The sequence below is a fragment of the Congregibacter sp. genome (assembly GCF_965660375.1).
Classification (GTDB): domain Bacteria; phylum Pseudomonadota; class Gammaproteobacteria; order Pseudomonadales; family Halieaceae; genus Congregibacter.
On sequence record NZ_CBFHZO010000128.1, the window covers coordinates 1 to 21558 of the forward strand.

A 21558-nucleotide genomic window follows, 5' to 3' on the forward strand; every position below is an offset into this window, starting at 1 on the left:
GCTTTACGCCTGCTCGCGCGTCGGAGAACTCCTTAAAAATCGCCAGCGCTTCAGGCGCCGCGTAGCGCTCGAGATACTGCCGGTTTGTCTTCAATGCAGGGCGGCGCGTAGCGGCAGAGATCGTACAATCGCCGCCTCGTCCTCCAGTAACTCCTGCCAGCGTTCTGCAACGACATCCTTTGCAAAATACAGTGACGCAAGTTCGTAAAAAAGCTCGAAGTGACGTTCTTCCGAGCGTGCAATAGCCCGATAAAACTTTTGCAGCGGTCCGGATTCCAAAGCGTCGCCAACCAGCGCAAAACGTTCTGCGCCTCTAGCCTCAATAATGCCCGCGGTGAGCAGGCGGTCCAGCAGATAGATCTCCTTGCCATCGCGGATGGACTTACGAAAACGACCGACGTAGGGGTCTTTCTCGTCCGCTGCGGTGCGCTGTCCTCTGCTGTGGATCCACTTAACCACTTCTCGATAGTGGGACAGCTCCTCGATGGCCAGATCCGCCATGGCCTCTACCAGCTCAGGTCTATCGGGATAATGAGAGAGCATGGAGACCGCCATGCCCGAAGCCTTTTTCTCAGCGGCAGCATGATCCAGCAGGAACCGATCAAAATCCTTCATCACCACATCCACCCAGCTGCTGGGAGTGGCGAATAACAGCGGGCTGGTGAAAGTAGCCTCGCTTGGGGGCGATTCCCGTGGAGCCTGGGACAGGGCCATCAGTTGCTCGCGGCAATAGCCGATCCGCCGGCCTCAAAATCCCGGCGAAGGGCCTCTTCGAGGCTGGCCATCATGGGCTCTCTCACGCGCGCCTTGGTCGCCTTATGGGCGGCCATATTCAACGCACTAAAACTCTCGGCAAGCTCCACAGCGCGGTGCATCAGTTGATCTTCTTCCACCGCCTCATCCAGATAGCCGGCACTCACGGCGCTTTCGGGGTCATAAACGTGAGCAAGGCCCACGGCATCGTTGATCTGTGTTTCGTCCAGACGTGCTCGCGCAAGCTCAATACCAAACCACGGTAGGGTCATCCCGATGGCAACCTCGTTGAGTCCCAGTTTGTAGTTACCCTGCATGCCGACCCGGTAGTCCGCCGACAGACACAGCAGCGCGCCCATAGCCAGCGCATGGCCACTTACGGCCAGTACCACCGGGGTGCTGAAGGTCAGCAGGCGCACCGACAGGTCCGCTCCCGCACGAAGAAGCTTCATCATGGGTTCGCCACCGGCGCCCATAACGGAGAGATCAAAGCCCGCCGAAAACTTCCCTGGACGACCGGCGATGATGAGCACTTTGCCGGCGGCTTCTGCGGTATCCAGGGCCGCGTTAAATGCATCGAACATGGCAAAGGACAGGGCGTTTGCCTTGCCATCGTCCATGGTGAGTAGCGTGTATTTTTCGTTTGCCTGGATGGTGACGAGTTCTGTCATGTCTTTGCTCGCTGGTTTTCTGCGGTGACTGAAAAAGGTGCTGCTGCGGTCAGGACATCACCAAACCCAGGAAAACGAGTAAACCGCCGCCGGCTGCGATCAGTGTTCTCACTCGCAGGCGCGAGGACGACAGTCCCAGCCATACACCGCTTAGAATAATGAACAGCATGCCCGCCGCAAAAACCTTTTGAAACTCCCGGTACATGGACGGTCCATGACCAAAGTGGAGTTCCTGCATGCGTTTTTGGAAGCTGGGCTCGTTGCGGCTGATGCTGACGCTGTCGCCATCCACGGTCAGTCCGTAGTAGGTGCGCGATGTGGGCCGCGTATACAGCGTGTCGCCGCGGGTGATCACGTAGTCAAAATTGAAATCATCAATGCCTGCCTCTGCCAAGGCCGCAAGCACCGCCGTTTTGCTGGGATCAGCCATCAACGCCACCCCACCATCGGCCTGCGCCACCGGAGTCGTCTCCAGGGAGCCTTTTACGCCCAGCAGGTACATGCCGCCGGAGAAGGCGACGAGCACTACCACCGCCGAGAAGAAAGATGAAAGGTAGAGATGGATTGAGATAAAGAGGCTGCGACTCATGAAAAGTGACTCCAAAACAAGGACTTGCTATGTATTTGCAGCCGGATGCTACGCGATATCCGGGCTTGGGAAAAGTTGTCTGTAGTGGTGAAGCCTCACGCGGTGACCGGATCGCCTATCAGCGGGTTTTAGCGATCAAAAATCGGCGTTACCACATCACTGAAGGACTCGGTCATGCGCTCGCGTATCAGTGATGCCAGTGCCTGATACAGATGTCGCACCGGGCTGCCGTTGCGGTACACCAGTGCATGCTCCCGGTATAGCCGCGCCCCATCGATGCGGATGACATCCAGCTCCTCGGGGCGATGGATTTCCGAGCGAATATACAGCGCCGGTAAAAAGGCGACGCCCATGCCCATGACGACCATCTGCCGCAGCGTGTCCAGGCTGGTGCCCTCGTAGTCGCGATTGAGCACGGCGCCGGTGCGTTCACAAATGCGCTGCACCTCCTGATGGAGCTGGTGACGCTCGTCGAGGCTCAGAATGCTCATCCCGGCCAGTTCCTGCTCCTGAAGCACACCGTCCACAGCGAGTCCCGATTCTCTCGACGCTACCAGTAGGAGAGGCTCACGAAACAGCACGTCCACCGCGAGGCTCTTTGAACGCAGGGGCAACGGCACGAGCGCCAGGTCGTGACGACCCTCTTTGACGCCCGCCTCCAATTGGCTGGGAGGTTCCTCACGCACGTAGAGCTTGAGGCGATCGAACTGTTTATGGATTGCCGGAACAATGTTGGGGAGGAGGTAAGGGCCCAGCGTGGGCGGCACACCCATGCGATGGGTAGAGGCCGCCGTATCCGAGAGGGTGTGGGCGAGCTCCTGCATCTCGTGCCACTGACCGATGAGCTGCTTGGTGACCGGCAGCAGTTGCCTACCCGCAGGGGTGAGCTGGGTTACCCGTCGACTGCGCTCAAACAGGGTGACTCCGAGGCTTTTCTCCAGCGCAGCGAGCTGGGTGGAGAGCGTTGGCTGCGCAATATCCAGTTTATCGGCGGCGCGGCGTATGGACTGCGTTTCTGCCACCGCCTGAAAGTACTGAATCTGCTTGATCGTTGCCATTGGGAACTGACCATAGGGATTAGCTATATAGATAAAAACTATAACAGAAAAGCGTAGCTTGCATTTGTTTTGCGTTAAGCAGGATTCATAGTACGGGCATCAAGTTAAAGATCCCCTTGCCAGTTGGGGAAGGACCCGGAAATGCGATCGTTATTGAAGTTTGACCTGAGCCACCTGCGCGGAGACATCTACGGCGGATTGACCGCCGGCGTTGTTGCCATACCCCTCGCGCTCGCCTTTGGTGTGGCCTCGGGCTTGGGGCCTATCGCGGGCATGTACGGTGCCATCATCGTCGGTTTTTTTGCAGCGATGTTCGGCGGCACCCCCACCAACGTGTCTGGCCCCACGGGCCCCATGGTTGTGGTACTGGCCGGTCTTTTTGCGAGCCTTTCAGGTGATGTGGGATTGATCTTCACGGCAGTCATGCTCGCCGGTGTGTTTCAGATTATTTTTGGCGCCGTTGGCGCGGGCAATTACATCCGTCTGGTTCCCTACCCCGTGGTATCGGGCTTTATGAGCGGCATCGGCGTCATCATCATTATTCTCCAGGCTGACGCCTTCTTTGGTCACGAGTCGCCTTCGGGCACACTCAACGCCCTGGCGCATTTGCCCACCGTGCTGTCGGACATCAACTTTTCGGCGTTGGTCGTGGGCCTGGTCACTCTCGTTGTTGCTTACAAATGGCCAACAAAGTGGGGTGTCTATGTACCGGGGGCCCTGGCCGCCCTCGCCATCGGTACGGTGCTCAGTCTCTTTATGCCTGCAATGCCTATTCTGGGCGATATCCCCTCAGGGTTGCCGTCATTTCATATGCCGGTGTTTGATCAGTCAGCCATGGCGCTGGTTCTGGAAGCTGCCTTTATTCTCGCCGTGTTGGGGGCTATCGACAGCCTGCTGACGTCGCTGGTGGCTGACAACATGACGCGTACCCGTCACGACTCCAACAAGGAGCTCATTGGTCAGGGCGTGGGTAATGCGGTTGCCGGTATGTTCGGCGGTATCGCCGGCGCCGGGGCAACTATGCGCACGGTGATCAACATCCGCTCCGGTGGTGTGACGCGTTTATCCGGAATGATTCACTCAGTCGTATTGATAGCCGTAGTTCTGGGTGTAGGCTCCGTCGCGTCCGTCATTCCCCACGCTGCCCTTGCCGGAGTACTGGTGAAGGTGGGCATGGACATCATCGACTTCAGCTACCTCAAGCGCGCGCACCGTGGCCCTCGTTGGGATCTCGCTCTCATGGCGTTGGTTCTGGGTCTGACGGTATTTGTTGACCTCATTACTGCCGTTGGTGCTGGCGTCGTACTCGCCGCACTCGCCTACGTACAGCAGACGGCCAAGATTCAGCTCGAAGATCTCTTATCGCGCCCCAACGCCCAAACCTCGGAAGAAGAGCGCGACCTGCTGGATCGTCTGGGTAACCAGGTAACCCTTTTTGAATTCGGTGGGCCGCTGAGTTTTGGTGCCGCTGCTGATGTGGGTCACCACGTACGGGAGCGCTACAAGGAGGCTACCCATTCCATCATTCTGGATTTTAATCGCGTTCCCTTTTTGGATGTTTCCGCGGCACGGGCTGTGGAAACCATTGCCGATGACGCCCACAAGGCTGGCAAGCGCGTGTACATCACCGGGATGGCGCAATCGATTCAGGACACTCTAAGCAGTCTCGGATCAGATGAAAGCCTCCACGATGATGCCCACTTTGAGACCCGAATTGAGGCCCTGCAGGCGATTGCCGAGCGCTGTGGCATTGATCAAAACGGTCGCTCGGCACGGTTAGTTCAGGCCGTTGCGGCCAATTGAGATTTTTAACTACCCCCTTGTTGACGCGTAAAGGAGATCAACATGACAGAAGCTAACGTAATGAAGTTTTTTCAACGCTGGAACGATGCCCTCGCTACAGGCAATCCCGATGCGGTGACCGCACTTTACGCCGAAGACGCAATTCTTCTGCCGACAGTGTCCAATCAGGTACGCCACAATCACGAAGAAATCCGTGATTACTTCGTAAACTTTCTGGCGAAAAAGCCCAAGGGTGTTATCGATGAAGCAAACATCCGCTTTCTCGCGGATGGCCTGGCGATTAACTCCGGTGTCTACACTTTCACTTTCGGCGATCAGTCCCAGGTGACCGCACGTTACACCTATCTCTATCGCAAGATCGATGGCGACTGGAAGATTGTCGAGCATCACAGTTCCGCAATGCCGGAAGTGGCCAGTGTTTCAGATCAAGAATCTGCTGCAGCCTAAGAATCCAGCCTGCGAAAATCAGAAGGGCGCTTTGTCAGACAGAGCGCCTTTTTTTGTGCCCATCGGTCCGCGTGATGCTGTGTAGCCGGCTCACTGCCCCTGCATCTGCCGACCGATATAGCCCGGATAAATGACAACGTCATCGCCGTCCAGGGCATCGAAAATATCCCTGGCAGCGATAGCCGGATCTTCCCAATCCTGAGAGATGTCCGAGCCCGGGTCGACGGCCGGGCCTTTCGCGTGTTTGCCGATATTGGTTTTCATGCCGGCGGGTGCCGCGATGATGACTTTGATATTGTCCGTGGCAAGTTCTTTGGCGGCGGTTTGAAACAGGCCCAGCAGCGCATGCTTGGTTGCGCCGTAGTGTCCGTAGGTGGGGGGAGAGGGGCGTACACCCAGGATGGAAGCGGTGTTCACAATAGTGCCGCCGCCTGCGCTGCGCATGGGTTCGATAACGCGCTGCGCCAGGTCTACGTAGGCCCAGTAATTGACCTCGAAAATGTGGTGGGCATCGTCAAGGGACATAGCTTCCAGGCTCGATAGATAGGCATAGCCGGCGTTGTTAAACAGAAAGTCTATGCGCCCGTAGGTGTCCATGGCACGCTCAATGATCTGAGGGCGCTCTTCAGCGATGGCCAGATCAGCTTCCACGAAGATGGCTCCTCCGCCCGCTGCGGTTATCTCCTCCACCAGCGCTTCGGAGGGTTCTGGACGGATATCCACCAGTACCAGCTTCATGCCGCTGTCTCTCGCGAGCTGTGTAAGCTCCCGTCCAAGACCAAAGCTGCTGCCGGTGATAATCGCCACCTTGTCCTCGGTGTCGAGGGCAAAAAGATTCGTGCTGAAGATGCTGCTGCTCAGCACGACGCTGAGTAGCAAAAGCCGTTTCAGGGTTTTCATATTTGGTACCCGCGTATCAGGTTTTACAGGGTGAAAACAAAAAGCTCGCCGGCCAGCCATTCGCCGCGTTCTTTTCTCAGAGGGATTTCTTCGCTGTGGACAAGTTGTAATCCTGCATCAACGGCACAGCGCTGCACATAGTCATGGGAATGAGCAAAACGGCCAGAATTCTGCAGCTTGAGGTTACCTTCTTCGAGCTTTTCCGTGCTCAGGACAAAACGCACCCCCGGATTCGAGCGCTTGGCCTCGTCGATGTTGCCGGCTTTTTCCTGCTGCGCCGCTCGGCTCATTGCCTCGCTGCTGGTCATTTGCCTCGCCATAGATCTTGTGCCTAATTCCCCATTTCCGTTGCTCAGAAAGTATAGGTAAGTGTGAAGGTCGGGCCGTCCAATTGCGCATTGATGTCGATAGTATTCGTGGGCCTGATACGTTGAATGTCGATATCGGTGGATTGGTAGCCCAAAGACACGCCAAGCTTTTCACCTATTCGATAAAACCCCCGGAGGTGAGCGTAGGTGAAGTCTCCCTCGTACTCGTCGACATTGGCCGATAACCACCCGCCCACAAGGCTGAAGTAAATCCGGTCGTTGACAGCCCAGCTTGCGGAGCCCCTGACATTCGGTACCGGTGCCAGCAGAGTGGTGCCGGCCGTTGTTGCTTCATCTACCACCTCGTTGATTTCAAGGCGCCCGCTGAGCCCAACGCCAAAGTCCAGGGCATGTAATCCCGCTCCCAACAAAACCTGGACGTTGTCGCTGCGATGTACCGTGTACAACACATCCACCATGTAGGTGTCGACATCAAGATCTGCTCGAACGCGGGTGTCGGCGCTGAACTCTGTGCCATCAAAATTAAAATCTCGAGACCATACATTCTCACCACTACCCGTAAAGGAGTAGGCGCCCAAGAACAAAGACCATCGCTTGGCAAACTTGTAGCGATAGTCAATAAAGTATGAGGTATCAGTGTTACTCACACCCAGGTCATCGAGGGTAAGCGGCGTCGGCTCAAAATTCTCGTTGGTGGCAGCGATGATGAGGTCGGTGGTCTGTCGCGTCGCTCCAATAGAGAGTTTGTGCTTAGTGTCAAAAACACGAGAGCCGAAGTCGGTGCCTTCCTGGGCATGCGTGATGCCGACAAAAAGGATTGAACCAGCGGCGAACAGGACTGTACTTTTTGGTAGCGTCATTATTTTATTCCAGACCGGCATTGGACCCCGGGAATTCCCAAGGGCAAGTATACGCCTTCCCCGCGGACCTGAGGGTTGATGAGCTCCCCGTCAAGTTCGTCGGATTACTATCAACCCGTTAAGGGGCGCTTGCGTAGTCCGGCGCGATTTCCTGCTTGCTGTCTGCTCCCGGTACTTCTATGGCGAGTTTCGGTACGAGATAACCCGGACGTCTGCTGGCTAGTTGTCCCAGTATTTGCCGGGCACGCGCCTCGCTGACCTCAAAGTGGGCACTCCCCGCCACCTTGTCCAGCATATGTATGTAGTACGGCATGGTTCCCGCCGCAAAGAGCCGGTCACTGAGTTCGGCGAGGATGTCAGCATCGTCGTTGACACCTTTTAGCAGCACCGACTGGTTGAGTACCGTAATGCCACTATCGCGCAGGCGGTTGAGTGATCGCGCCGTGTCATGATCAATCTCCTTCGGGTGATTGCTGTGCACGACGACCACTACGCGCTGCTCCCGGGGCGTAAGGGCATCAATGAGCGATGAGGTCACGCGATCCGGAATCACGATGGGCAGGCGCGTGTGAATGCGCAGCGTGACGCCACGATCACCGGTGCGAACGCGCGCGGCAATTGCCGCGAGGCTGTCGTCCGGGAGGAGCAATGGATCCCCACCGCTTAGAATCAGCTCAGCGATGGAGGCATCTTCCAGAAGGGTATCGATGGCAGCGAGGCGCTCCCTGCTGGACTGGCTGTTATCGCTGTAGGGGTAACTGCGTCGGAAACAGTAACGGCAATTGACTGCACACTGTCCGGTGGCGACCAGTAACGCCCGGCCCTGATACTTGCGAATGACCCCCGGAGTATCTCGGTAAAGGCTCGTTTCCCCCACGGGGTCATCGGTAAAGCCCTCCGCAGCCACAGTCTCTTCGTCGATCGCCAGGACCTGACGAAGCAATGGATCCAGCCGGTTGCCTCCTTCCATGCGCTCCACAAAGGCTGCAGGCACCAGTAGCGGAAAAGCGTCGTCGGCCCGGGAAGAGTAGGGCAGCTCTTCCAGAGTGAGACCCAGGGCAGCGGCGAGTTCCGAGGGTGTCCGAATCGCGCCCTGCAACTGTTCCTGCCAGCTTTGGCTGCTGTGTAATTTAAGTGTCGATGATGCAGCGTTCATCCCAGGCGATCTCTCAGGCTGTAATACAGCATCCCTGCTACCAGTCCGGGCCAGCGCAGTAAGGTGCCGCCGGGAAACCTGGGCGTGGGCACATTGGCCATAACGTCAAAACGCTCCGCGGTCCCACTGATGCATTCTGCGACGAGCTTGCCGGCGAGTGTGGCGATAGGCACACCGTGTCCGGAGTAACCATGGGCGTAGACAATGCGGGGCGAGACGTGGCCGAGGGCCGGCATGCGGTTAAGGGTGATGGCCAGGGTGCCGCCCCAGCCGTAATCGATTTTGGTATCTGCGAGTTCCGGATAGATGCTGAGCATGTAGGGCCGTACAAAGGCGGGTATATCCCTCGGAAAACGGGACGTGTAGGACTCTCCCCCTCCGAAGAGCAGTCGGTTATCCGCAGACAGCTTCCAGTAGTTGATGACAAAGCGTGAATCCGACATGGAGGTGTCGTCACGTATCAAGCGCCGCGCCATCTCTTCCTCCAGAGGCTCCGTGGCTATCACATAATTGTTGATGGGCATGATTTGCCCTGCCACGCGAGACTCGAGCTTGCCGAGATAACCGTTACAGGCCAGCAACAGGTGCTCGCAATCGACCTGTCCCTGTGCTGTGTGTACCTGTACCCGTGCATTCTCGTCATAGTGAGTAACGCGGCTGTTTTCATGCATCACCACCCCCAGCTCTTGTGCAGCGCGGGCCAGTCCCAGGCAGTAGTTAAGGGGATGAAGATGGCGTGCGCCCGTATCCAGCACGGCACCGTGAAATCCCTGAGCTGAGGTCATGCTTGTCAGCTCGTCGCTGTCTACGTAGCGGATACCCTGGTAGCCGTAGTCCGACTGCAGGTGCTGCGCTTCATCGCGCAGTTCCTCGGCCGCTTTCTTTGTGCAGGCTGTATGAAGGTTGCCGGTTTTCAACTCACAGTCGATGGTAAACTCATCGATGAGTTCGCAAACGGTCGCAACGCCCTCGAGACCCAGTTCCCAGAGGCTTTTAGCGCGCTCCGTGCCGACGAGTTTTTCAAGACTTTCCTGATCTGCGCGCTGCCCCGTCCCCACGTGGCCGCCATTGCGTCCAGATGCGCCCCAGCCGAGGCGATGGGCCTCCAGCAGCGTAACGCTGTAACCCCGTTTGCGCAGATGGATCGCAGCGGACAAGCCGGTGTAGCCGCCGCCCACAATACAAACGTCACTGCTCGCGCTGCCGTCGAGAGCGGGAAAGATCTGCTGGAAGTTAGCGGTGGCTGCGTACCAGGAGTTGCTGTGACCTTCACTCATGTTGTTTCAATGGAACTCTGATCATAGTGCTTAAGCGCACCATAGTAGCGCAGCGCCATAACCGCCGCGACAGCAGTCAGTCTTTTGCCCGGGAGCCGTGAATGCTCTGCTCAAAGCTAGCCTTATGTGGGTATTGCTAGGGCTGGGAGGCTACTGCGATACTTCTTGGCAAACATCAGGACGAATCGCATGAGCGCGAACCACAAGATTATTACTGACTGGCTTAAGCAGCAGCAGATATCCGAGATCGAATGTCTCGTGCCGGATATGACCGGCAACGCACGGGGTAAGTTTATTCCCGCGCATCAGTTCATCTCCCACGGCGACCCGCGACTTCCCGAGAGTATTCTGGTGCAGACAGTGACCGGTGAGTACTGCGATGAGCACTGGGACTTTGTGGCGCCCACAGACAACGACATGCTGCTGCGCCCCGACGAGTCCACCATGCGCCCGGTTCCCTGGGGGCGGGAACCTACTGCGCAGATCATCCACGATTGCTACACCCAGGCGGGGGAGCTACACCCCCTCGCATCGCGTTCGGTATTGCGCAAGGTGTTGGAGGCCTATCGTGCTGCGGGTATCCAGCCGGTGATTGCGCCGGAGATGGAGTTTTATCTGGTGGCCCGCAATGAGGATGCAGACAATGAGCTGGTCCCACCCGTGGGGCGAAGCGGCCGGCGGGAAACCGCGCGACTCTCCTACAGTATCGACGCTGTTGCAGAATTCGAAGATTTCGTCGAGGACATGTACGACTACGCCGACGCCCAGTCCCTGGATGTCGACACGCTCATCCATGAAAACGGTGCCGCGCAGATGGAGATCAACTTCCGCCACGGTGACCCCCTTTCCCTTGCCGACCAGGTCTTTGTGTTCAAGCGTACCGTGCGGGAAACCGCCCATAAGTACGATATGTACGCTACGTTTATGGCCAAGCCCATGAAGGGGGAGCCCGGCAGTGCTATGCACATTCATCAGAGCCTCCTGGATGCTTCGGGTAACAATCTGTTTGTTGATGAGCATGGCGGGCATTCAGAAGCTTTTCTGAGTTATATCGCCGGTCTGCAGAAATACACGCCGGAGCTGATCAGTCTCTATGCGCCTAATGTGAATTCCTATCGTCGTCTGGCGCCGGAAATTTCCGCACCTATCAACCTCAACTGGGGACTGGACAACCGCACCTGTGCTTTTCGCGTGCCCCAGAGTGACCCTGCCGCCACGCGGGTAGAGAACCGCTTTCCCGGTGCGGATGCCAATCCCTACCTTGCGATTGCCGCTTCACTGGCCAGTGGCCTCGTAGGTATGCAGAAAAACCTGACGCCGACGGAGCCTCATCGGGGTACCGCCAATGAGGACAGTGTCGAGGTAGCGCGAACTTTGGAGGAAGGTTTGCGGAATCTCGGGAATACTCCCGAACTATCAGAGCTGTTTGGTGATCTGTTTCTGCGGGCCTACGCGGCGGTCAAGCTTGACGAGTTCGAGGAGTTCAACCGGGTGATCAGCTCCTGGGAGCGGGAGCACCTGCTCCTGCAGGTGTAACGCCATGGAGTCCGGAGTCTTTGGCGGCAGTTTGCGCGGCCGCGTGTTTACGGCGGTCAAGTATCTGACCTATCTGCTTCTGCTCGGGAATGTGTTTCTCTTCCTGCAGGAGGAGACCCAGTCTCTGGAGCATACTTTCAGCGGCGCTATGTCCCTCGGTCAGTATGTGCAGGTGTTTGCGGCCACGCTGGATACCGCAGCCTGGGTGGTATTGCTCCTGCTGTTTGAGCTTGAAACCTCGGTGCTCGAGGACGAAAAAATTCGCGGATCAGTAAAGCGTGTCCTCCACGGTGTGCGGATGCTTTGCGGTGCCGCTATCGTCTGGGCGTTTACCGGGTACTGCGCAGAGCTCATCACCTTGTACAAGGTGACCCTTATGGAGGGTTGGAACGGCTGTACGCAGCTGGGGAGCGGCTGGTCGCTGCTGGAGCGCCTGGACGAATATGCACCCCTCAGTGCCGAGAATTGTGCCGTGGTGGCCGATACTGCTATCCGTATCAGTGATTTCAATATCGTGGCAGATGCGGAGACCCTCCGCGCTACCCGCTATCTCGCCTGGACCGATGTGATTAACGCTGCAGCCTGGATAATGGTGGTGGTAGTGCTGGAGATTGAGGTGCGATTGCAGCTGCGGGGCAGTCTTACCGATGCCGTTGTCGACGGCACCCGCTACTTAAAATACTGTCTTTACTCCACGCTTTTCGTTGCCGCGGTCTACTGGGGCATTGCCGGCAAGTTCCTGGATTTCTATGACGCCAGCCTGTGGCTGTTTGCTTTTATCTTTATTGAGCTGAACGTCTTTGACTGGCAACGGGAAACGCAGGAATCGTAAGTGAAGCCGGCGTGAATCGCCAGGCCTTAAGCAATAGCGGAAAATCGGGCGATAACTACGGAGGCCGCGCGTAAATACCGCAGAACGGGGTAACGATGACCAAACACAGCGCCAGGCGCTGGCTCAGTAGTCGTCGAACTCCAGGTCGTAGTCGCCGAGCTCCTCGCGAAGCCTAAGCTCCTCGATTCTCTGCTCCGCACGCCGGCGTTTTTCTGCCAGTTGGTGCTTTCCCGAAGGTTCCGAATTCAGCCCTTCATAGGCTTCTTCCGAAAAATCTCCGATCACAGGCTCGAACATTTCGTCCATGCCGTCGCTGACGGATTCCTGATTGCGATCTCCCACAAACCACCTCCTGATGATTACGGGCCATCCACAGTTGCCAATATCCGGCAGCGGTTTTGGAGAGTCAATCTGTTCAGGCCCCTGATTTACATGAAAAATTACGATCAAAAAGTGCTATAAAAGCCGAAAAGTTGACGGGCGATCCCGGACTTCCTCCATGAATTCACGCTGCACATCCCTGTGCCTGGCCCGTAGGCTGCGTGTCCGGGAGCCTCGTCGTACGTCCCCCAGGGACGCACAATGGGGTTAGCAAGGCCTGTGCCACTGATTTGTGGGCGCGGAAAAGATGTTTTGTGACAGAAAACAGCGTTTTGACTGCGTCTGCCAGGAGCTTTGGTGGTCAGAGCCGGCAGGCGGACGCGACACTCGATGTATCGCGAACGCGTTCATCTCGGGGACACTGATCGATTGAGACTAGGAGTACAGCTCCTGAACGATGAGTGACGCAACGGCGTCCGCGCTGCCGCCCATGGCATCAACGCTGTGGGAGGCAAAGCGTTCGTAGAGCGGGGTTCGCTCGTTATAGATATCCTCAAAGGTCTGGTCTGCACCACTGGCGATTCCACGGTCGGGGTTGGCAGCTACCCGTTGAACGAGGGTTGCCACATCGGCGCGGAGGTAAACGACGGGACCCGCTGCTCGAAGACGCTCCATGATGGCCTCGCTGTAGATCACACTGCCCCCGGTGGCCAGAACCCGACCGTTCACAGGCTCGCTGAGGAGGACCTCTTCCTCGATTTCTCGCAGTCGCAGGTGACCGTCACTATCGATGATCTGCTGCAGGGTCTTCCCCTCCCGTGCCTGAATCGACAGGTCGGTATCGGTAAATTCCATACCGATGAGCTTCGCCAGGATAACCCCCACGGTGCTTTTGCCAACGCCGGGCATGCCAATAAGGCTGACAGTCTGAAACTGACTCCGGATATTACTCATGATGCTTTCCTTCTGCGGGCGTGCATTATCCCCACTTCTGGCAGAGGCTCAAAGCGCTTTCGCTGCATGGTAAAGTGCGCCTCCTGACTCGCCAGGGAAAACAGCCATGAGCCTACAACACACGCCGCTAGACGGACTCCACCGGGAACTGGGTGCGCGTATGGTGCCCTTCGCCGGCTACGACATGCCGGTGCAGTACAGCGACGGGATTATTGCGGAACATCGCCATACCCGGGAACGCGCTGGTTTGTTTGATGTGTCACACATGGGGCAGTTCGTTCTTGAGGGGCCGGGTATGACGGCAACGCTGGAGTCCCTGGTGCCCGTGGATCTTGAGGCGCTGGGGGAGCACCGCCAGACCTACGCACTCCTGACCAATGATGAGGGCGGCGTACGGGACGATTTGATTATCACCCGCTGGGGGCCCGACACGTTTTTTCTGGTGGTTAACGCTTCCTGTAAGGCTCAGGACCGTGCCTGGATAGAGTCTCGGCTTGCCCCCGAACAATCTTTAAGGGAATTGGAAGGGCAGGGACTTCTTGCCTTGCAGGGCCCTCGGGCCCGGGCGGTGCTGGGCGAATTGCTGCCTGTCGCTGCGGAGCTGGTGTTTCTCCAGGGTGCTCATTGTGAGCTCAATGGCGTGCCGATTTACGTCACCTGCTCGGGCTACACCGGGGAAGATGGCTATGAACTGTCTATCCCCGAGGCGCAGGCAGAGACCGTGGCGCGCAAGTTACTGGAGCATGACGATGTGGCCCCTATCGGTCTGGGCGCCAGGGATTCCCTGCGTCTTGAGTCGGGCCTGTGCCTCTATGGTCATGAGCTGTCGCCCACAATCTCGCCTATCGAGGCAAAACTCAACTGGTCCATCAGTAAATCCCGACGCCCCGGCGGTGCAAAGGCCGGCGGCTATCCCGGCGCGGAGCGCGTTGCCCGTGAATTGAGTGACGGTACGGCCCGTACACGGGTGGGTATGCGGGTGCTGGGTAAGCGTCCCGTTCGCGAGGGGCAGAATGTGCTCAACGCAGCTGGTGAGGTGGTGGGTGTTGTGAGCTCCGGCGCGTTTGCGGCGACGGTGGATGCGCCGGTAGCCATGGCCTTTGTGGACAGCAGCTACGCGGCGATGGAAACCGAGCTCAGCGTTGATGTGCGGGGTAAGGCCTTGCCAGTGGTGGTCTGCAAACTCCCCCTGGTACCCCAGCGCTACTATCGCGGCTGAATCTTTCGGGTCAGTGCGCCCAGTCCCGGGGCGCCTTGAACTGCTGGGACAGGTACTGCATCTGATCCGCGAGGATGCGATCTTTGGCGAGATAGTGCCACTCGTAGGTATTGGGCCTGAAAGGCACGGCGAGGAGTGGCATCCCCGCTTCTTCCGGCGTCTTGTTGTCCTTTTGCCAGTTGCAGCGCTTGCAGGCCGCAACGACGTTCTCCCAGCGATCACGGCCACCGCGGGATACCGGCAGCACATGGTCCCGTGTTAAGTCCGAGCGACCGTACTGGGTTCCGCAGTAAAGACAACGGTGATCATCCCGGCGAAACAGCGTGCGATTGCAAAGGGGTGGCGTGAAGCCCTGCACAATACGGCCCTGAAGCGCGATGATGGGTTGGAGGTCGATGCGGGAACGCTCTCCGGAGAGTCGCTGGACGCCCCCGAAAACCGGCGGTAATACGTCGCCTATGCCGTAGACAACGTCGCCTCGGGCATAGGCCGATATGGCTTCGTGCAGTGACAGCCACCCACGGGGTTGTCCTGCCAGGTCCAGCTTGAGGATCGCTTGCATGCGCTCCTACTCCTAGAGGTCTCCCTTAAGCTACTGCAATCTACCGGTGCAAACAATCCCCGGGGTCAATTGCTTCAGAAATTACCTAAGTCGCCTTCGCAGTCAGGCGCTCCCCTTGACCTTGTCCGATTCTGTTTTCTCGTTGTTTTTCCATACCAGCGCGATGAGGCGTTGAGGCTCCGTCTGGTTGGTAATGGTCTCGGGGTCGTCAATGACGCGCAGCTTTTGCTTCTCCCCCAGGCTGAACAGCGGAATCAGTTTAGAGCCGCTTTCCCGTTTGTAGTCCTCGAGGCTGAAGTCCTCTCCCAGGCGGATGATTTTCATTTCTGCGCCGCCGGCCAGAAGACTGGCCAGTTTTTCGAAAGTCACATCGGCCGTGAAAAGGCGGGGCGGGGCATATTCGTCGGCGATCCTGGAGCGATCGGTTTCCTTGCGATCTTCGCTGTTGCGCAGGCTGAACACACGCTGGGGGCCGAACTCGCTGCGGAACTTCATGCAGGCCAGGGTGTTCCATCGCGAGCGGCGACTGACCGCAAACAGACGACCGATACCCGAGAGTTCCAGGAACTGATCGGCGTGGGAGGAGATCGGATCTCCGTAGTAGACCTCGAGGCCCGCCATACGCGCGGCGCGAATTTCTTCGTAGGACGTGTCCGCCAGTTTTACCCGGTAGCCCTCTTCCTGCAGGGTCTTTCCGAGAGCCCGGGCTACGCTGTTGGCGCTAAGGAACAGCATGCCGTTGGGCTCCGCCTCGGCCAGCCCTAGAGCTGCAGTCATACGGCGCGCGGTAAAGCTTTGGAGAACCACTGTGGCGAGAATGACCAGAAATGTCAGCGCGACGAGGGTAGATGCGCCCTCATGGCCAGTCTCTTCAAGGCGGATGGCAAAGAGCGAGGACACGGCGGCCGCGACAATACCCCGGGGCGCAACCCAGGCAATCAGGGCCTTCTGCTGCCAGCGGTAACCGCTGCGTATGGTGGAGAGCCATACCACGACCGGTCGAGCGGCAAGAATCACCAGCAGGATCACGACACCCTGCCAGCCGGTAGCAAGAATTTCTGCGGGATCGACCCGGGCTCCCAGCACCACAAACAGCATGGAGATAATGAGTACCGACAGGCTCTCTTTAAAACTGAGAATCTCGTTAACGGCGACATTGCGCATATTGCCCAGCAGCACGCCCATGATGGTGACTGCAAGCAGGCCGGATTCATGCACAAAGGCATCGCTCACGGCAAAAATCATCACCACCCAGGCAAGGGTCAGCACATTAAGCAGGTATTCCGGCACCCAATGCCGGCGAAGCACCAGGCCGAGACTGCCGGCACCGGCGAGCCCCAGCAGCGTACCGGTAGCGATACTCTCGGCAAAAAGCATGAGCGAGTTTTGACCGGTAAGCAGATACTGAAAAACCAGTACGGCGATGAGCGCCCCCACCGGATCGATCATGATGCCTTCCCAGCGCAGTACCTGGCTGACGCTGTTTTCAGCGCGCATGGTGCGCAGCAGCGGGTTGATAACCGTGGGACCGGTGACAATCATTAACGCGGCAAAGAGCATGGCGATGTCGCCCGAGAGGCCCGCCAGATAGTGGGCGCCCGCGGCGATGATGAGCCAGTTGAGCACCGCGCCCCAACTCACCAGGTTGGTGACGACCGCGCCATGACCACGAATGTCCCTGAATCTGAGGGTCATGCCGCCCTCAAACAGAACCAGAGCAACGCCCAGGGAAACCATGGGAAAAAGAATAGGCCCGAACATCTCGTCAGGATTAAGAATGCCCGTTGCTGGTCCTGCGAGGATGCCCAGTGCCAGGAGCGGCAGAATGGACGGAAGCTTTAGCCGCCAGGCCAGCCACTGGGCGCCGACGCCGAGCACCAGTACAGCGGCCATGGTATAGAGAACAGATTGATCCATAGGAGGCTAGGGCCCACGTACAAATTAGCGGGCCAGCCTACTGTGATCCAGACGTGATGGAAAGGAAGGCGAGAGTAACGCGAAAGGAAGGCGCGGGGTGAAAATCAACAACCCCGGCGCCCGAGTGCATCAGTCGTAGCGGTCCTTCAGGACAAAAAACGCCAGCAACAGCAGAGCGATGCTAAATGGCAGGGCAATATAAATACCGTTCACGCCCAGCAGTGACTCAAGAGTAACTTCACCGAAGTTCGCAGGCTGGATCAGCTTGGACTCCAGAAATGGAAAGGCCAGCGAGAACAGGAAGGCGCCCGCCAGGGCGCCCAGCAGGGTGAAGATCGCATCTTTTTTACCCTCGGCACTGCCCACCACACAGGTTCCCGGACAATAACCCGCTACCGCCCAGCCAATGCCAAAGATGGCTCCACCGATAGCAATGCCCCAGACATAGGCCGGTTTGACCGACATATTTGCCAGGCCGCCCATATCGAGGAGATAGATACCGAGAGAGCCCACGCCAATGGCTGTCATCATCAGTTTGATGATCCACATGTCTTTCAGGAGCAGCGTTCCCAGAATGCGTCGATAACTCGTCGCGCCGCCCATGTATAAAATCGCGCCAAAGGCGCAGCCGATGAGAAACCCTATGATTAATGTACCCATCACGCTCTCCCGCGATAAAGGAATTTGGCCATCAGAATCGCGGATACAAAAGTGATGACGCCGAAGATAAAAGAACTCAGTGCAAGCTGTGAAATGCCGCTGATCATGTGGCCGCTGGTGCAGCCTCCCGCCAGCCGCGCCCCAAACAGCAACAGCACCCCACCGAAGAAAGAGGCCAGATAGCGCTTTGTCTGAGAGGGTCCAAAGGCGTTTTTCCAAAGCTCAGGCATGGAGCCCTTGTCGGCTTCCGGTTGACGCCGGCGAAGCAGTAAAGAGGTGACACCGCCTCCGACCACCATACCGAATACCAGCATCCAGCCGTAGCCAACGCCCCAGTCGTCGTCCAGGCCGTACTTCGACAGATAGGTGTTGGATTCGGCGAATTGGGGTGCCACCTTATGGGCAACGATGCCGTCGGTCACTACAAACTGTGTGGAGACGCCGAGAGGCTTCACCAGCGCGGTCGCAATGATCAGTAATAAGCCTAGCGAAATACCCGCGGCTTTCCAAGAAATGATGAAGTCTTTTTTCAAAGCGCTCTCCCTGTTTATTTTATCGTTGTTACTGTAGCGTCCGCGAATATTAGCAAATTAAAATATTAAGTAAATCGACTATTTGGTTCCCGGCCCATGCGTTCAAAGAAAAATGGCGTAAAGACATTCAAATTTATCTTCTTAGTTGCATTGCTGCTGCTCGGGGCGGGGCACTCGTGGGCTTCAGATGCGAGCACTTCGCTCCCCGAGCTTGAAATCACCCGGGTGAGCGATTCCGTGTTCTCTGCCATTGGCGCCACGGCTGCCCCCTCGCGGGATAACTTTGGCCATAACAACAATCTGACCTTCATCATTACCGAGGGTGGAGTCGTTGTGGTGAATGGAGGGGATAACGCCTTACTCGCCGCCGCGCTACACCGCGCCATAGTCGAGCGCACCGATAAGCCGGTGCGCTATGTCATCAACGAAAATGGCCAGGGCCATGCCTTTCTGGGTAACAGCTATTGGAGTGAGCTCGGCATTCCCATCATTGCTCAGCGTGAGGCCATCGAAGCGATAAAAGCCCATGGCGAGAATTCCCTGGCACAAATGCGGGAGCGCATGGGGTCTTTAGTGGATTCCGCAAAGGTGGTTGTGCCTGATATTGCCGTGGAGGACAGTTACCGGCTGAATCTGGAGGGGCAGCCCATTGAACTGCGCCGTTTCGGCCGTGCCCACTCTCCCGGTGATCTCTCTGTCTGGCTCCCTGAGCAAGGCCTGTTGATTGCCGGTGATATCGCGTTCCATGAACGCCTGCTGGGAATCTTTCCGGACTCTGATGTAGACGCCTGGATAGACTCCTTCGACGTCATGGCGGCCCTTGAGCCTGATGTGGTTATCCCGGGACATGGCGGGCCTACGGACCTGGATACCATCCGTTACTACACCCAGGGCTATCTGGAATTCCTGCGGGACGAGATCGAGATCATCCTGGATGACTACGGTGATCTAAGCGATGCCTACGAGATCGATCAGTCCGCCTACAGTCACCTCGATACCTTCGATGAGCTTGCCCGAAAGAATGCAGGGCGGTTGTTCAGGCAGATGGAAGAGAAACTCTTTTAACGCCGAGCAGGGCTCTAGCGGTATGAACACGGCAAGCTGGCCCGATCCGCTGCACTCGCTAAGCTGGGTGACGCTCACTCCGCGAATCGGCCCAGCTTGCCTTACCCCGGAGCGGTGTCAGAACTACGCACGGAGCAGGACCGCTGACGCTGTTTACGTAACGAGCGTCCCCCCACTCAGCGAGTGGAGTAAACAGCGTCAGTTGTCCTGCGGTGCCAAAGAGTCACAAGCTCAATGATGTGCTACCAGCTCCAGGAAAACTCGATTTCAAACTGATCCATGCTCAGATCAATAGTCTGCGTGGGATCAAAGGCATTGGGTCCGCTGATCGTGTTTTCCGGCGCATACATGAATGCGACGCTGAACTCATTGCCTGATTGGGTCTTGCGGGACACGCCAAAGGTGAAGTGTTGCTCCACTGTCGCAGGGGCGAGAATATTCAACACCACCGCTGACTCATCGATGGGCTGTTCGCTGTAGTTGTAGCCAAAGCGATAGGTGAAGGGTGAATCGCCACGCACGTAGCTACCGCCGATTTTATAGGTCGTTACGTCGCTCCAGCCAAAACCTGCGCCCTGATTGCCGCCAAAGCAGGCCTCGACATTGGTGCTAAGCGGGTTCACTGTGGGGCAGTCGAATATGCGCTGGAGCGGTGTCGCGATGGATTCAATTTCACCGTATTGCGCGTGTTCGATATCGAGGTGGAGCCTGAGGCGCTCGCTAGCCTGCCAGCTCATGCCGACGCGTCCTACCGCGGGAATATCGAAAGCGCCCTGCCTGGCAAAAAGATCCGAGTAGTCGTCGAACTTCTGCATCTCCATCCGGGACTGATAGGACACGGCAAAATCCAGGGTGTCCGTGGCATCCCAGATGGCTCCGACCTTCAGGCCGTAGCCAAGAGAGTAATCGGTGCCATTGTTGCTCAGTGCGGTGGGAGGCTGAGTGCCGCCGCTGGCTGCGAAGGTTTTGGTGAAGCCACCGAAGGCACTGACGCCCTCAATTTCAAAGGCCTGCATAGCGATCACCGGCCCGATGCCGAAGGCAAAGTCGCCCGTCTTGAAGCTGTAACCTAGTTCGAGAAACGCCTGGTTCAGATTGACACCCGTATTGCCCGTGCCAAAGGTGCCAGGGAGTGTCATGATGGGCGCAGGCCCCGGACCATCGGGATCAAAAGTGGCGCTGCCACCGCTGTAGTCGGTGTTCATGCCGCCGCGACCGTAGAAAATCAGACTGAGTGCCCGATCATTCTCCAGTGCCCAGCTTTTTCCGATGTAGGGAATGGGGAAGTACTCGCTGCCACTTTCTACGTTGTCAGCGTTGACCGTGAAGGAGCCGAACTGGCCGTTGAGCTGGCTGTCCGAGGCGTTGTAACTCCGTCTTGGGGAGAACAGTGCGATGCCCACATCAAGGCGGTCGCCCACCAAAACGCCGGATGCAATATTGTTGGCCGCATCAATAGACTGCTCCGGCGATGCCGTGCCAGAGCCCGCCTGCGCCTTGTTATGCGTGCCTATACCGTGGGTAAAGTAACCGTTAGTTGCGGCAGCGTTGCCGGAGATAAAAAGTGCCGACGCTATAGCGCCACCCACGAAGAACTTGTTTGCTCGCATGGTTCGTTCCTTTTCCAACTTATCGTTATTGTCCCCCGCAGTATCAGCGTTGGGTTCGCCGTACTACATTCGAATATTAAGATATTGTGATTTTCGCTTGGTGTAAACGACTATTTACAGGCTTTTGTCAGGCAAGCCTGTTTGAGGAGCATATTTTTTTATCGATGGTGACGAGGCTTAGCCTTCATCGTCAGTGCAATAAAGGTCGTAAAGAACCCCCACGACTTGCGCTATTTTCTGGTCCGTAATGGAGTAGTACATCGTTTGTGCGTCTCGTCGGCTGGCGACCACGCCCTCATGACGCATGCGCGCCAGGTGCTGGGAAAGGGGTGATTGTTTGACGCCCAAATTGCGCGATAACTCGCCTACGGACTGCTCCCCGAACTTTAACTGGCAGAGAACCATCAGCCTGTCCGGATGCCCCAGAAGCTTCAGCAGATCGCTGACATCGGAGGCTGAGCTGTGCATTTTTTCAAGATCCATAATTTTCCGGGTTTGTTATATGA

23 protein-coding genes are annotated in these 21558 nt (G+C 57.3%); 6 read left to right on the top strand and 17 right to left on the bottom strand.

Going from position 1 to position 21558, the window contains the following annotated elements:
• Positions 1 to 90: 90 nt before the first annotated feature.
• The 4 genes from ACTG3T_RS13420 to ACTG3T_RS13435 all read right to left on the bottom strand — a co-directional run bounded on the left by ACTG3T_RS13420 (position 91) and on the right by ACTG3T_RS13435 (position 3071).
• On the bottom strand, positions 91 to 714 hold the full coding sequence (locus ACTG3T_RS13420) for a tRNA-(ms[2]io[6]A)-hydroxylase (RefSeq protein WP_439102791.1): 624 nt from the start codon (positions 712 to 714) through the stop codon (positions 91 to 93).
• Positions 714 to 1424, bottom strand: coding sequence for a crotonase/enoyl-CoA hydratase family protein (locus ACTG3T_RS13425; protein ID WP_439102792.1), 711 nt, complete (start codon positions 1422 to 1424; stop codon positions 714 to 716). Before ACTG3T_RS13425 ends, ACTG3T_RS13420 begins: the two co-directional genes overlap by 1 nt.
• Positions 1425 to 1473: 49 nt before the next feature.
• On the bottom strand, positions 1474 to 2013 hold the full coding sequence (locus ACTG3T_RS13430; protein ID WP_439102793.1) for a hypothetical protein: 540 nt from the start codon (positions 2011 to 2013) through the stop codon (positions 1474 to 1476).
• Positions 2014 to 2141: 128 nt separating this feature from the next.
• On the bottom strand, positions 2142 to 3071 hold the full coding sequence (locus ACTG3T_RS13435) for a hydrogen peroxide-inducible genes activator (RefSeq protein ID WP_439102794.1): 930 nt from the start codon (positions 3069 to 3071) through the stop codon (positions 2142 to 2144).
• Between the two features lie 141 nt (positions 3072 to 3212).
• On the opposite strand from ACTG3T_RS13435, the gene ACTG3T_RS13440 reads away from it, so the two are divergent.
• Entirely contained in the window at positions 3213 to 4874 is a 1662-nt protein-coding gene (locus tag ACTG3T_RS13440; RefSeq protein ID WP_439102795.1) for a SulP family inorganic anion transporter, read from the top strand.
• A 42-nt stretch (positions 4875 to 4916) separates the two neighbouring features.
• Positions 4917 to 5321: an SgcJ/EcaC family oxidoreductase gene (locus ACTG3T_RS13445; RefSeq protein ID WP_439102796.1), complete on the top strand. Its 405-nt coding sequence runs from the start codon at positions 4917 to 4919 to the stop codon at positions 5319 to 5321.
• A 90-nt stretch (positions 5322 to 5411) separates the two neighbouring features.
• On the opposite strand, the gene ACTG3T_RS13450 is transcribed toward ACTG3T_RS13445, so the two are convergent.
• From ACTG3T_RS13450 to ACTG3T_RS13470, 5 genes are all read right to left on the bottom strand, one after another.
• Positions 5412 to 6221, bottom strand: a complete 810-nt coding sequence (locus ACTG3T_RS13450; protein ID WP_439102797.1) for an SDR family NAD(P)-dependent oxidoreductase — start codon at positions 6219 to 6221, stop codon at positions 5412 to 5414.
• A gap of 23 nt (positions 6222 to 6244) precedes the next feature.
• Positions 6245 to 6529: a hypothetical protein gene (locus ACTG3T_RS13455; RefSeq protein WP_439102798.1), complete on the bottom strand. Its 285-nt coding sequence runs from the start codon at positions 6527 to 6529 to the stop codon at positions 6245 to 6247.
• A 44-nt stretch (positions 6530 to 6573) separates the two neighbouring features.
• Positions 6574 to 7410, bottom strand: a complete 837-nt coding sequence (locus tag ACTG3T_RS13460; RefSeq protein ID WP_439102799.1) for an outer membrane beta-barrel protein — start codon at positions 7408 to 7410, stop codon at positions 6574 to 6576.
• 118 nt (positions 7411 to 7528) lie between these two features.
• Positions 7529 to 8566 (bottom strand): EF-P beta-lysylation protein EpmB, encoded by a 1038-nt coding sequence (gene epmB, locus ACTG3T_RS13465; RefSeq protein WP_439102800.1) that lies wholly within the window; start codon positions 8564 to 8566, stop codon positions 7529 to 7531.
• On the bottom strand, positions 8563 to 9843 hold the full coding sequence (locus ACTG3T_RS13470; RefSeq protein ID WP_439102801.1) for an NAD(P)/FAD-dependent oxidoreductase: 1281 nt from the start codon (positions 9841 to 9843) through the stop codon (positions 8563 to 8565). Before ACTG3T_RS13470 ends, epmB begins: the two co-directional genes overlap by 4 nt.
• A gap of 189 nt (positions 9844 to 10032) precedes the next feature.
• Between ACTG3T_RS13470 and ACTG3T_RS13475 the strand changes: the two genes are divergently transcribed.
• Complete coding sequence (locus ACTG3T_RS13475) at positions 10033 to 11379, top strand: glutamine synthetase family protein (protein ID WP_439102802.1); 1347 nt, start codon at positions 10033 to 10035, stop codon at positions 11377 to 11379.
• Between the two features lie 4 nt (positions 11380 to 11383).
• Positions 11384 to 12211, top strand: a complete 828-nt coding sequence (locus ACTG3T_RS13480) for a hypothetical protein (RefSeq protein WP_439102803.1) — start codon at positions 11384 to 11386, stop codon at positions 12209 to 12211.
• Positions 12212 to 12334: 123 nt separating this feature from the next.
• Here the strand turns inward: ACTG3T_RS13480 and ACTG3T_RS13485 are convergent, their stop codons facing one another.
• Positions 12335 to 12553 (bottom strand): PA3496 family putative envelope integrity protein, encoded by a 219-nt coding sequence (locus tag ACTG3T_RS13485; RefSeq protein ID WP_439102804.1) that lies wholly within the window; start codon positions 12551 to 12553, stop codon positions 12335 to 12337.
• Between the two features lie 414 nt (positions 12554 to 12967).
• Entirely contained in the window at positions 12968 to 13486 is a 519-nt protein-coding gene (locus ACTG3T_RS13490; RefSeq protein WP_439102805.1) for a shikimate kinase, read from the bottom strand.
• 106 nt (positions 13487 to 13592) lie between these two features.
• Between ACTG3T_RS13490 and gcvT the strand changes: the two genes are divergently transcribed.
• Positions 13593 to 14705, top strand: coding sequence for a glycine cleavage system aminomethyltransferase GcvT (gene gcvT / locus ACTG3T_RS13495; protein WP_439102806.1), 1113 nt, complete (start codon positions 13593 to 13595; stop codon positions 14703 to 14705).
• Between the two features lie 10 nt (positions 14706 to 14715).
• Here gcvT and ACTG3T_RS13500 read toward each other — a convergent pair whose 3' ends face one another.
• The 4 genes from ACTG3T_RS13500 to ACTG3T_RS13515 all read right to left on the bottom strand — a co-directional run bounded on the left by ACTG3T_RS13500 (position 14716) and on the right by ACTG3T_RS13515 (position 18377).
• Entirely contained in the window at positions 14716 to 15267 is a 552-nt protein-coding gene (locus tag ACTG3T_RS13500; RefSeq protein WP_439102807.1) for an HNH endonuclease, read from the bottom strand.
• Between the two features lie 102 nt (positions 15268 to 15369).
• On the bottom strand, positions 15370 to 17184 hold the full coding sequence (locus ACTG3T_RS13505) for a cation:proton antiporter (RefSeq protein WP_439102808.1): 1815 nt from the start codon (positions 17182 to 17184) through the stop codon (positions 15370 to 15372).
• 129 nt (positions 17185 to 17313) lie between these two features.
• Positions 17314 to 17844: a YeeE/YedE thiosulfate transporter family protein gene (locus tag ACTG3T_RS13510; RefSeq protein ID WP_439102809.1), complete on the bottom strand. Its 531-nt coding sequence runs from the start codon at positions 17842 to 17844 to the stop codon at positions 17314 to 17316.
• Positions 17844 to 18377, bottom strand: coding sequence for a YeeE/YedE thiosulfate transporter family protein (locus ACTG3T_RS13515; RefSeq protein WP_439102810.1), 534 nt, complete (start codon positions 18375 to 18377; stop codon positions 17844 to 17846). The genes ACTG3T_RS13510 and ACTG3T_RS13515 overlap by 1 nt, the downstream gene beginning before the upstream one ends.
• A 96-nt stretch (positions 18378 to 18473) precedes the next feature.
• Here ACTG3T_RS13515 and ACTG3T_RS13520 point away from each other — a divergent pair, with 96 nt between their 5' ends.
• The gene (locus ACTG3T_RS13520; protein WP_439102811.1) at positions 18474 to 19442 is read left to right on the top strand and encodes an MBL fold metallo-hydrolase; all 969 of its coding nucleotides are present in this window, start codon (positions 18474 to 18476) and stop codon (positions 19440 to 19442) included.
• Between the two features lie 242 nt (positions 19443 to 19684).
• Here the strand turns inward: ACTG3T_RS13520 and ACTG3T_RS13525 are convergent, their stop codons facing one another.
• Together ACTG3T_RS13525 and ACTG3T_RS13530 are read right to left on the bottom strand one after the other, a co-directional pair.
• Positions 19685 to 21052, bottom strand: a complete 1368-nt coding sequence (locus ACTG3T_RS13525) for an OmpP1/FadL family transporter (RefSeq protein WP_439102812.1) — start codon at positions 21050 to 21052, stop codon at positions 19685 to 19687.
• Positions 21053 to 21229: 177 nt separating this feature from the next.
• A complete protein-coding gene (locus ACTG3T_RS13530; RefSeq protein ID WP_439102813.1) occupies positions 21230 to 21535 on the bottom strand; it encodes an ArsR/SmtB family transcription factor in 306 nt (101 codons plus the stop codon).
• Positions 21536 to 21558: the final 23 nt, after the last annotated feature.

Coding starts and splice junctions, on each gene's coding strand:
- ACTG3T_RS13480 (WP_439102803.1), top strand. CDS start 11,384: ATGGAGTCCGGAGTCTTTGGCGGCAGTTTGCGCGGCCGCGTGTTTACG.
- ACTG3T_RS13530 (WP_439102813.1), bottom strand. CDS start 21,535: ATGGATCTTGAAAAAATGCACAGCTCAGCCTCCGATGTCAGCGATCTG.
- ACTG3T_RS13520 (WP_439102811.1), top strand. CDS start 18,474: ATGCGTTCAAAGAAAAATGGCGTAAAGACATTCAAATTTATCTTCTTA.
- ACTG3T_RS13475 (WP_439102802.1), top strand. CDS start 10,033: ATGAGCGCGAACCACAAGATTATTACTGACTGGCTTAAGCAGCAGCAG.
- ACTG3T_RS13455 (WP_439102798.1), bottom strand. CDS start 6,529: ATGACCAGCAGCGAGGCAATGAGCCGAGCGGCGCAGCAGGAAAAAGCC.
- epmB (WP_439102800.1), bottom strand. CDS start 8,566: ATGAACGCTGCATCATCGACACTTAAATTACACAGCAGCCAAAGCTGG.
- ACTG3T_RS13425 (WP_439102792.1), bottom strand. CDS start 1,424: ATGACAGAACTCGTCACCATCCAGGCAAACGAAAAATACACGCTACTC.
- ACTG3T_RS13450 (WP_439102797.1), bottom strand. CDS start 6,221: ATGAAAACCCTGAAACGGCTTTTGCTACTCAGCGTCGTGCTGAGCAGC.
- ACTG3T_RS13460 (WP_439102799.1), bottom strand. CDS start 7,410: ATGACGCTACCAAAAAGTACAGTCCTGTTCGCCGCTGGTTCAATCCTT.
- ACTG3T_RS13440 (WP_439102795.1), top strand. CDS start 3,213: ATGCGATCGTTATTGAAGTTTGACCTGAGCCACCTGCGCGGAGACATC.
- ACTG3T_RS13470 (WP_439102801.1), bottom strand. CDS start 9,843: ATGAGTGAAGGTCACAGCAACTCCTGGTACGCAGCCACCGCTAACTTC.
- ACTG3T_RS13490 (WP_439102805.1), bottom strand. CDS start 13,486: ATGAGTAATATCCGGAGTCAGTTTCAGACTGTCAGCCTTATTGGCATG.
- ACTG3T_RS13505 (WP_439102808.1), bottom strand. CDS start 17,184: ATGGATCAATCTGTTCTCTATACCATGGCCGCTGTACTGGTGCTCGGC.
- ACTG3T_RS13430 (WP_439102793.1), bottom strand. CDS start 2,013: ATGAGTCGCAGCCTCTTTATCTCAATCCATCTCTACCTTTCATCTTTC.
- ACTG3T_RS13420 (WP_439102791.1), bottom strand. CDS start 714: ATGGCCCTGTCCCAGGCTCCACGGGAATCGCCCCCAAGCGAGGCTACT.
- ACTG3T_RS13500 (WP_439102807.1), bottom strand. CDS start 15,267: ATGCAAGCGATCCTCAAGCTGGACCTGGCAGGACAACCCCGTGGGTGG.
- ACTG3T_RS13510 (WP_439102809.1), bottom strand. CDS start 17,844: ATGGGTACATTAATCATAGGGTTTCTCATCGGCTGCGCCTTTGGCGCG.
- ACTG3T_RS13445 (WP_439102796.1), top strand. CDS start 4,917: ATGACAGAAGCTAACGTAATGAAGTTTTTTCAACGCTGGAACGATGCC.
- ACTG3T_RS13525 (WP_439102812.1), bottom strand. CDS start 21,052: ATGCGAGCAAACAAGTTCTTCGTGGGTGGCGCTATAGCGTCGGCACTT.
- gcvT (WP_439102806.1), top strand. CDS start 13,593: ATGAGCCTACAACACACGCCGCTAGACGGACTCCACCGGGAACTGGGT.
- ACTG3T_RS13435 (WP_439102794.1), bottom strand. CDS start 3,071: ATGGCAACGATCAAGCAGATTCAGTACTTTCAGGCGGTGGCAGAAACG.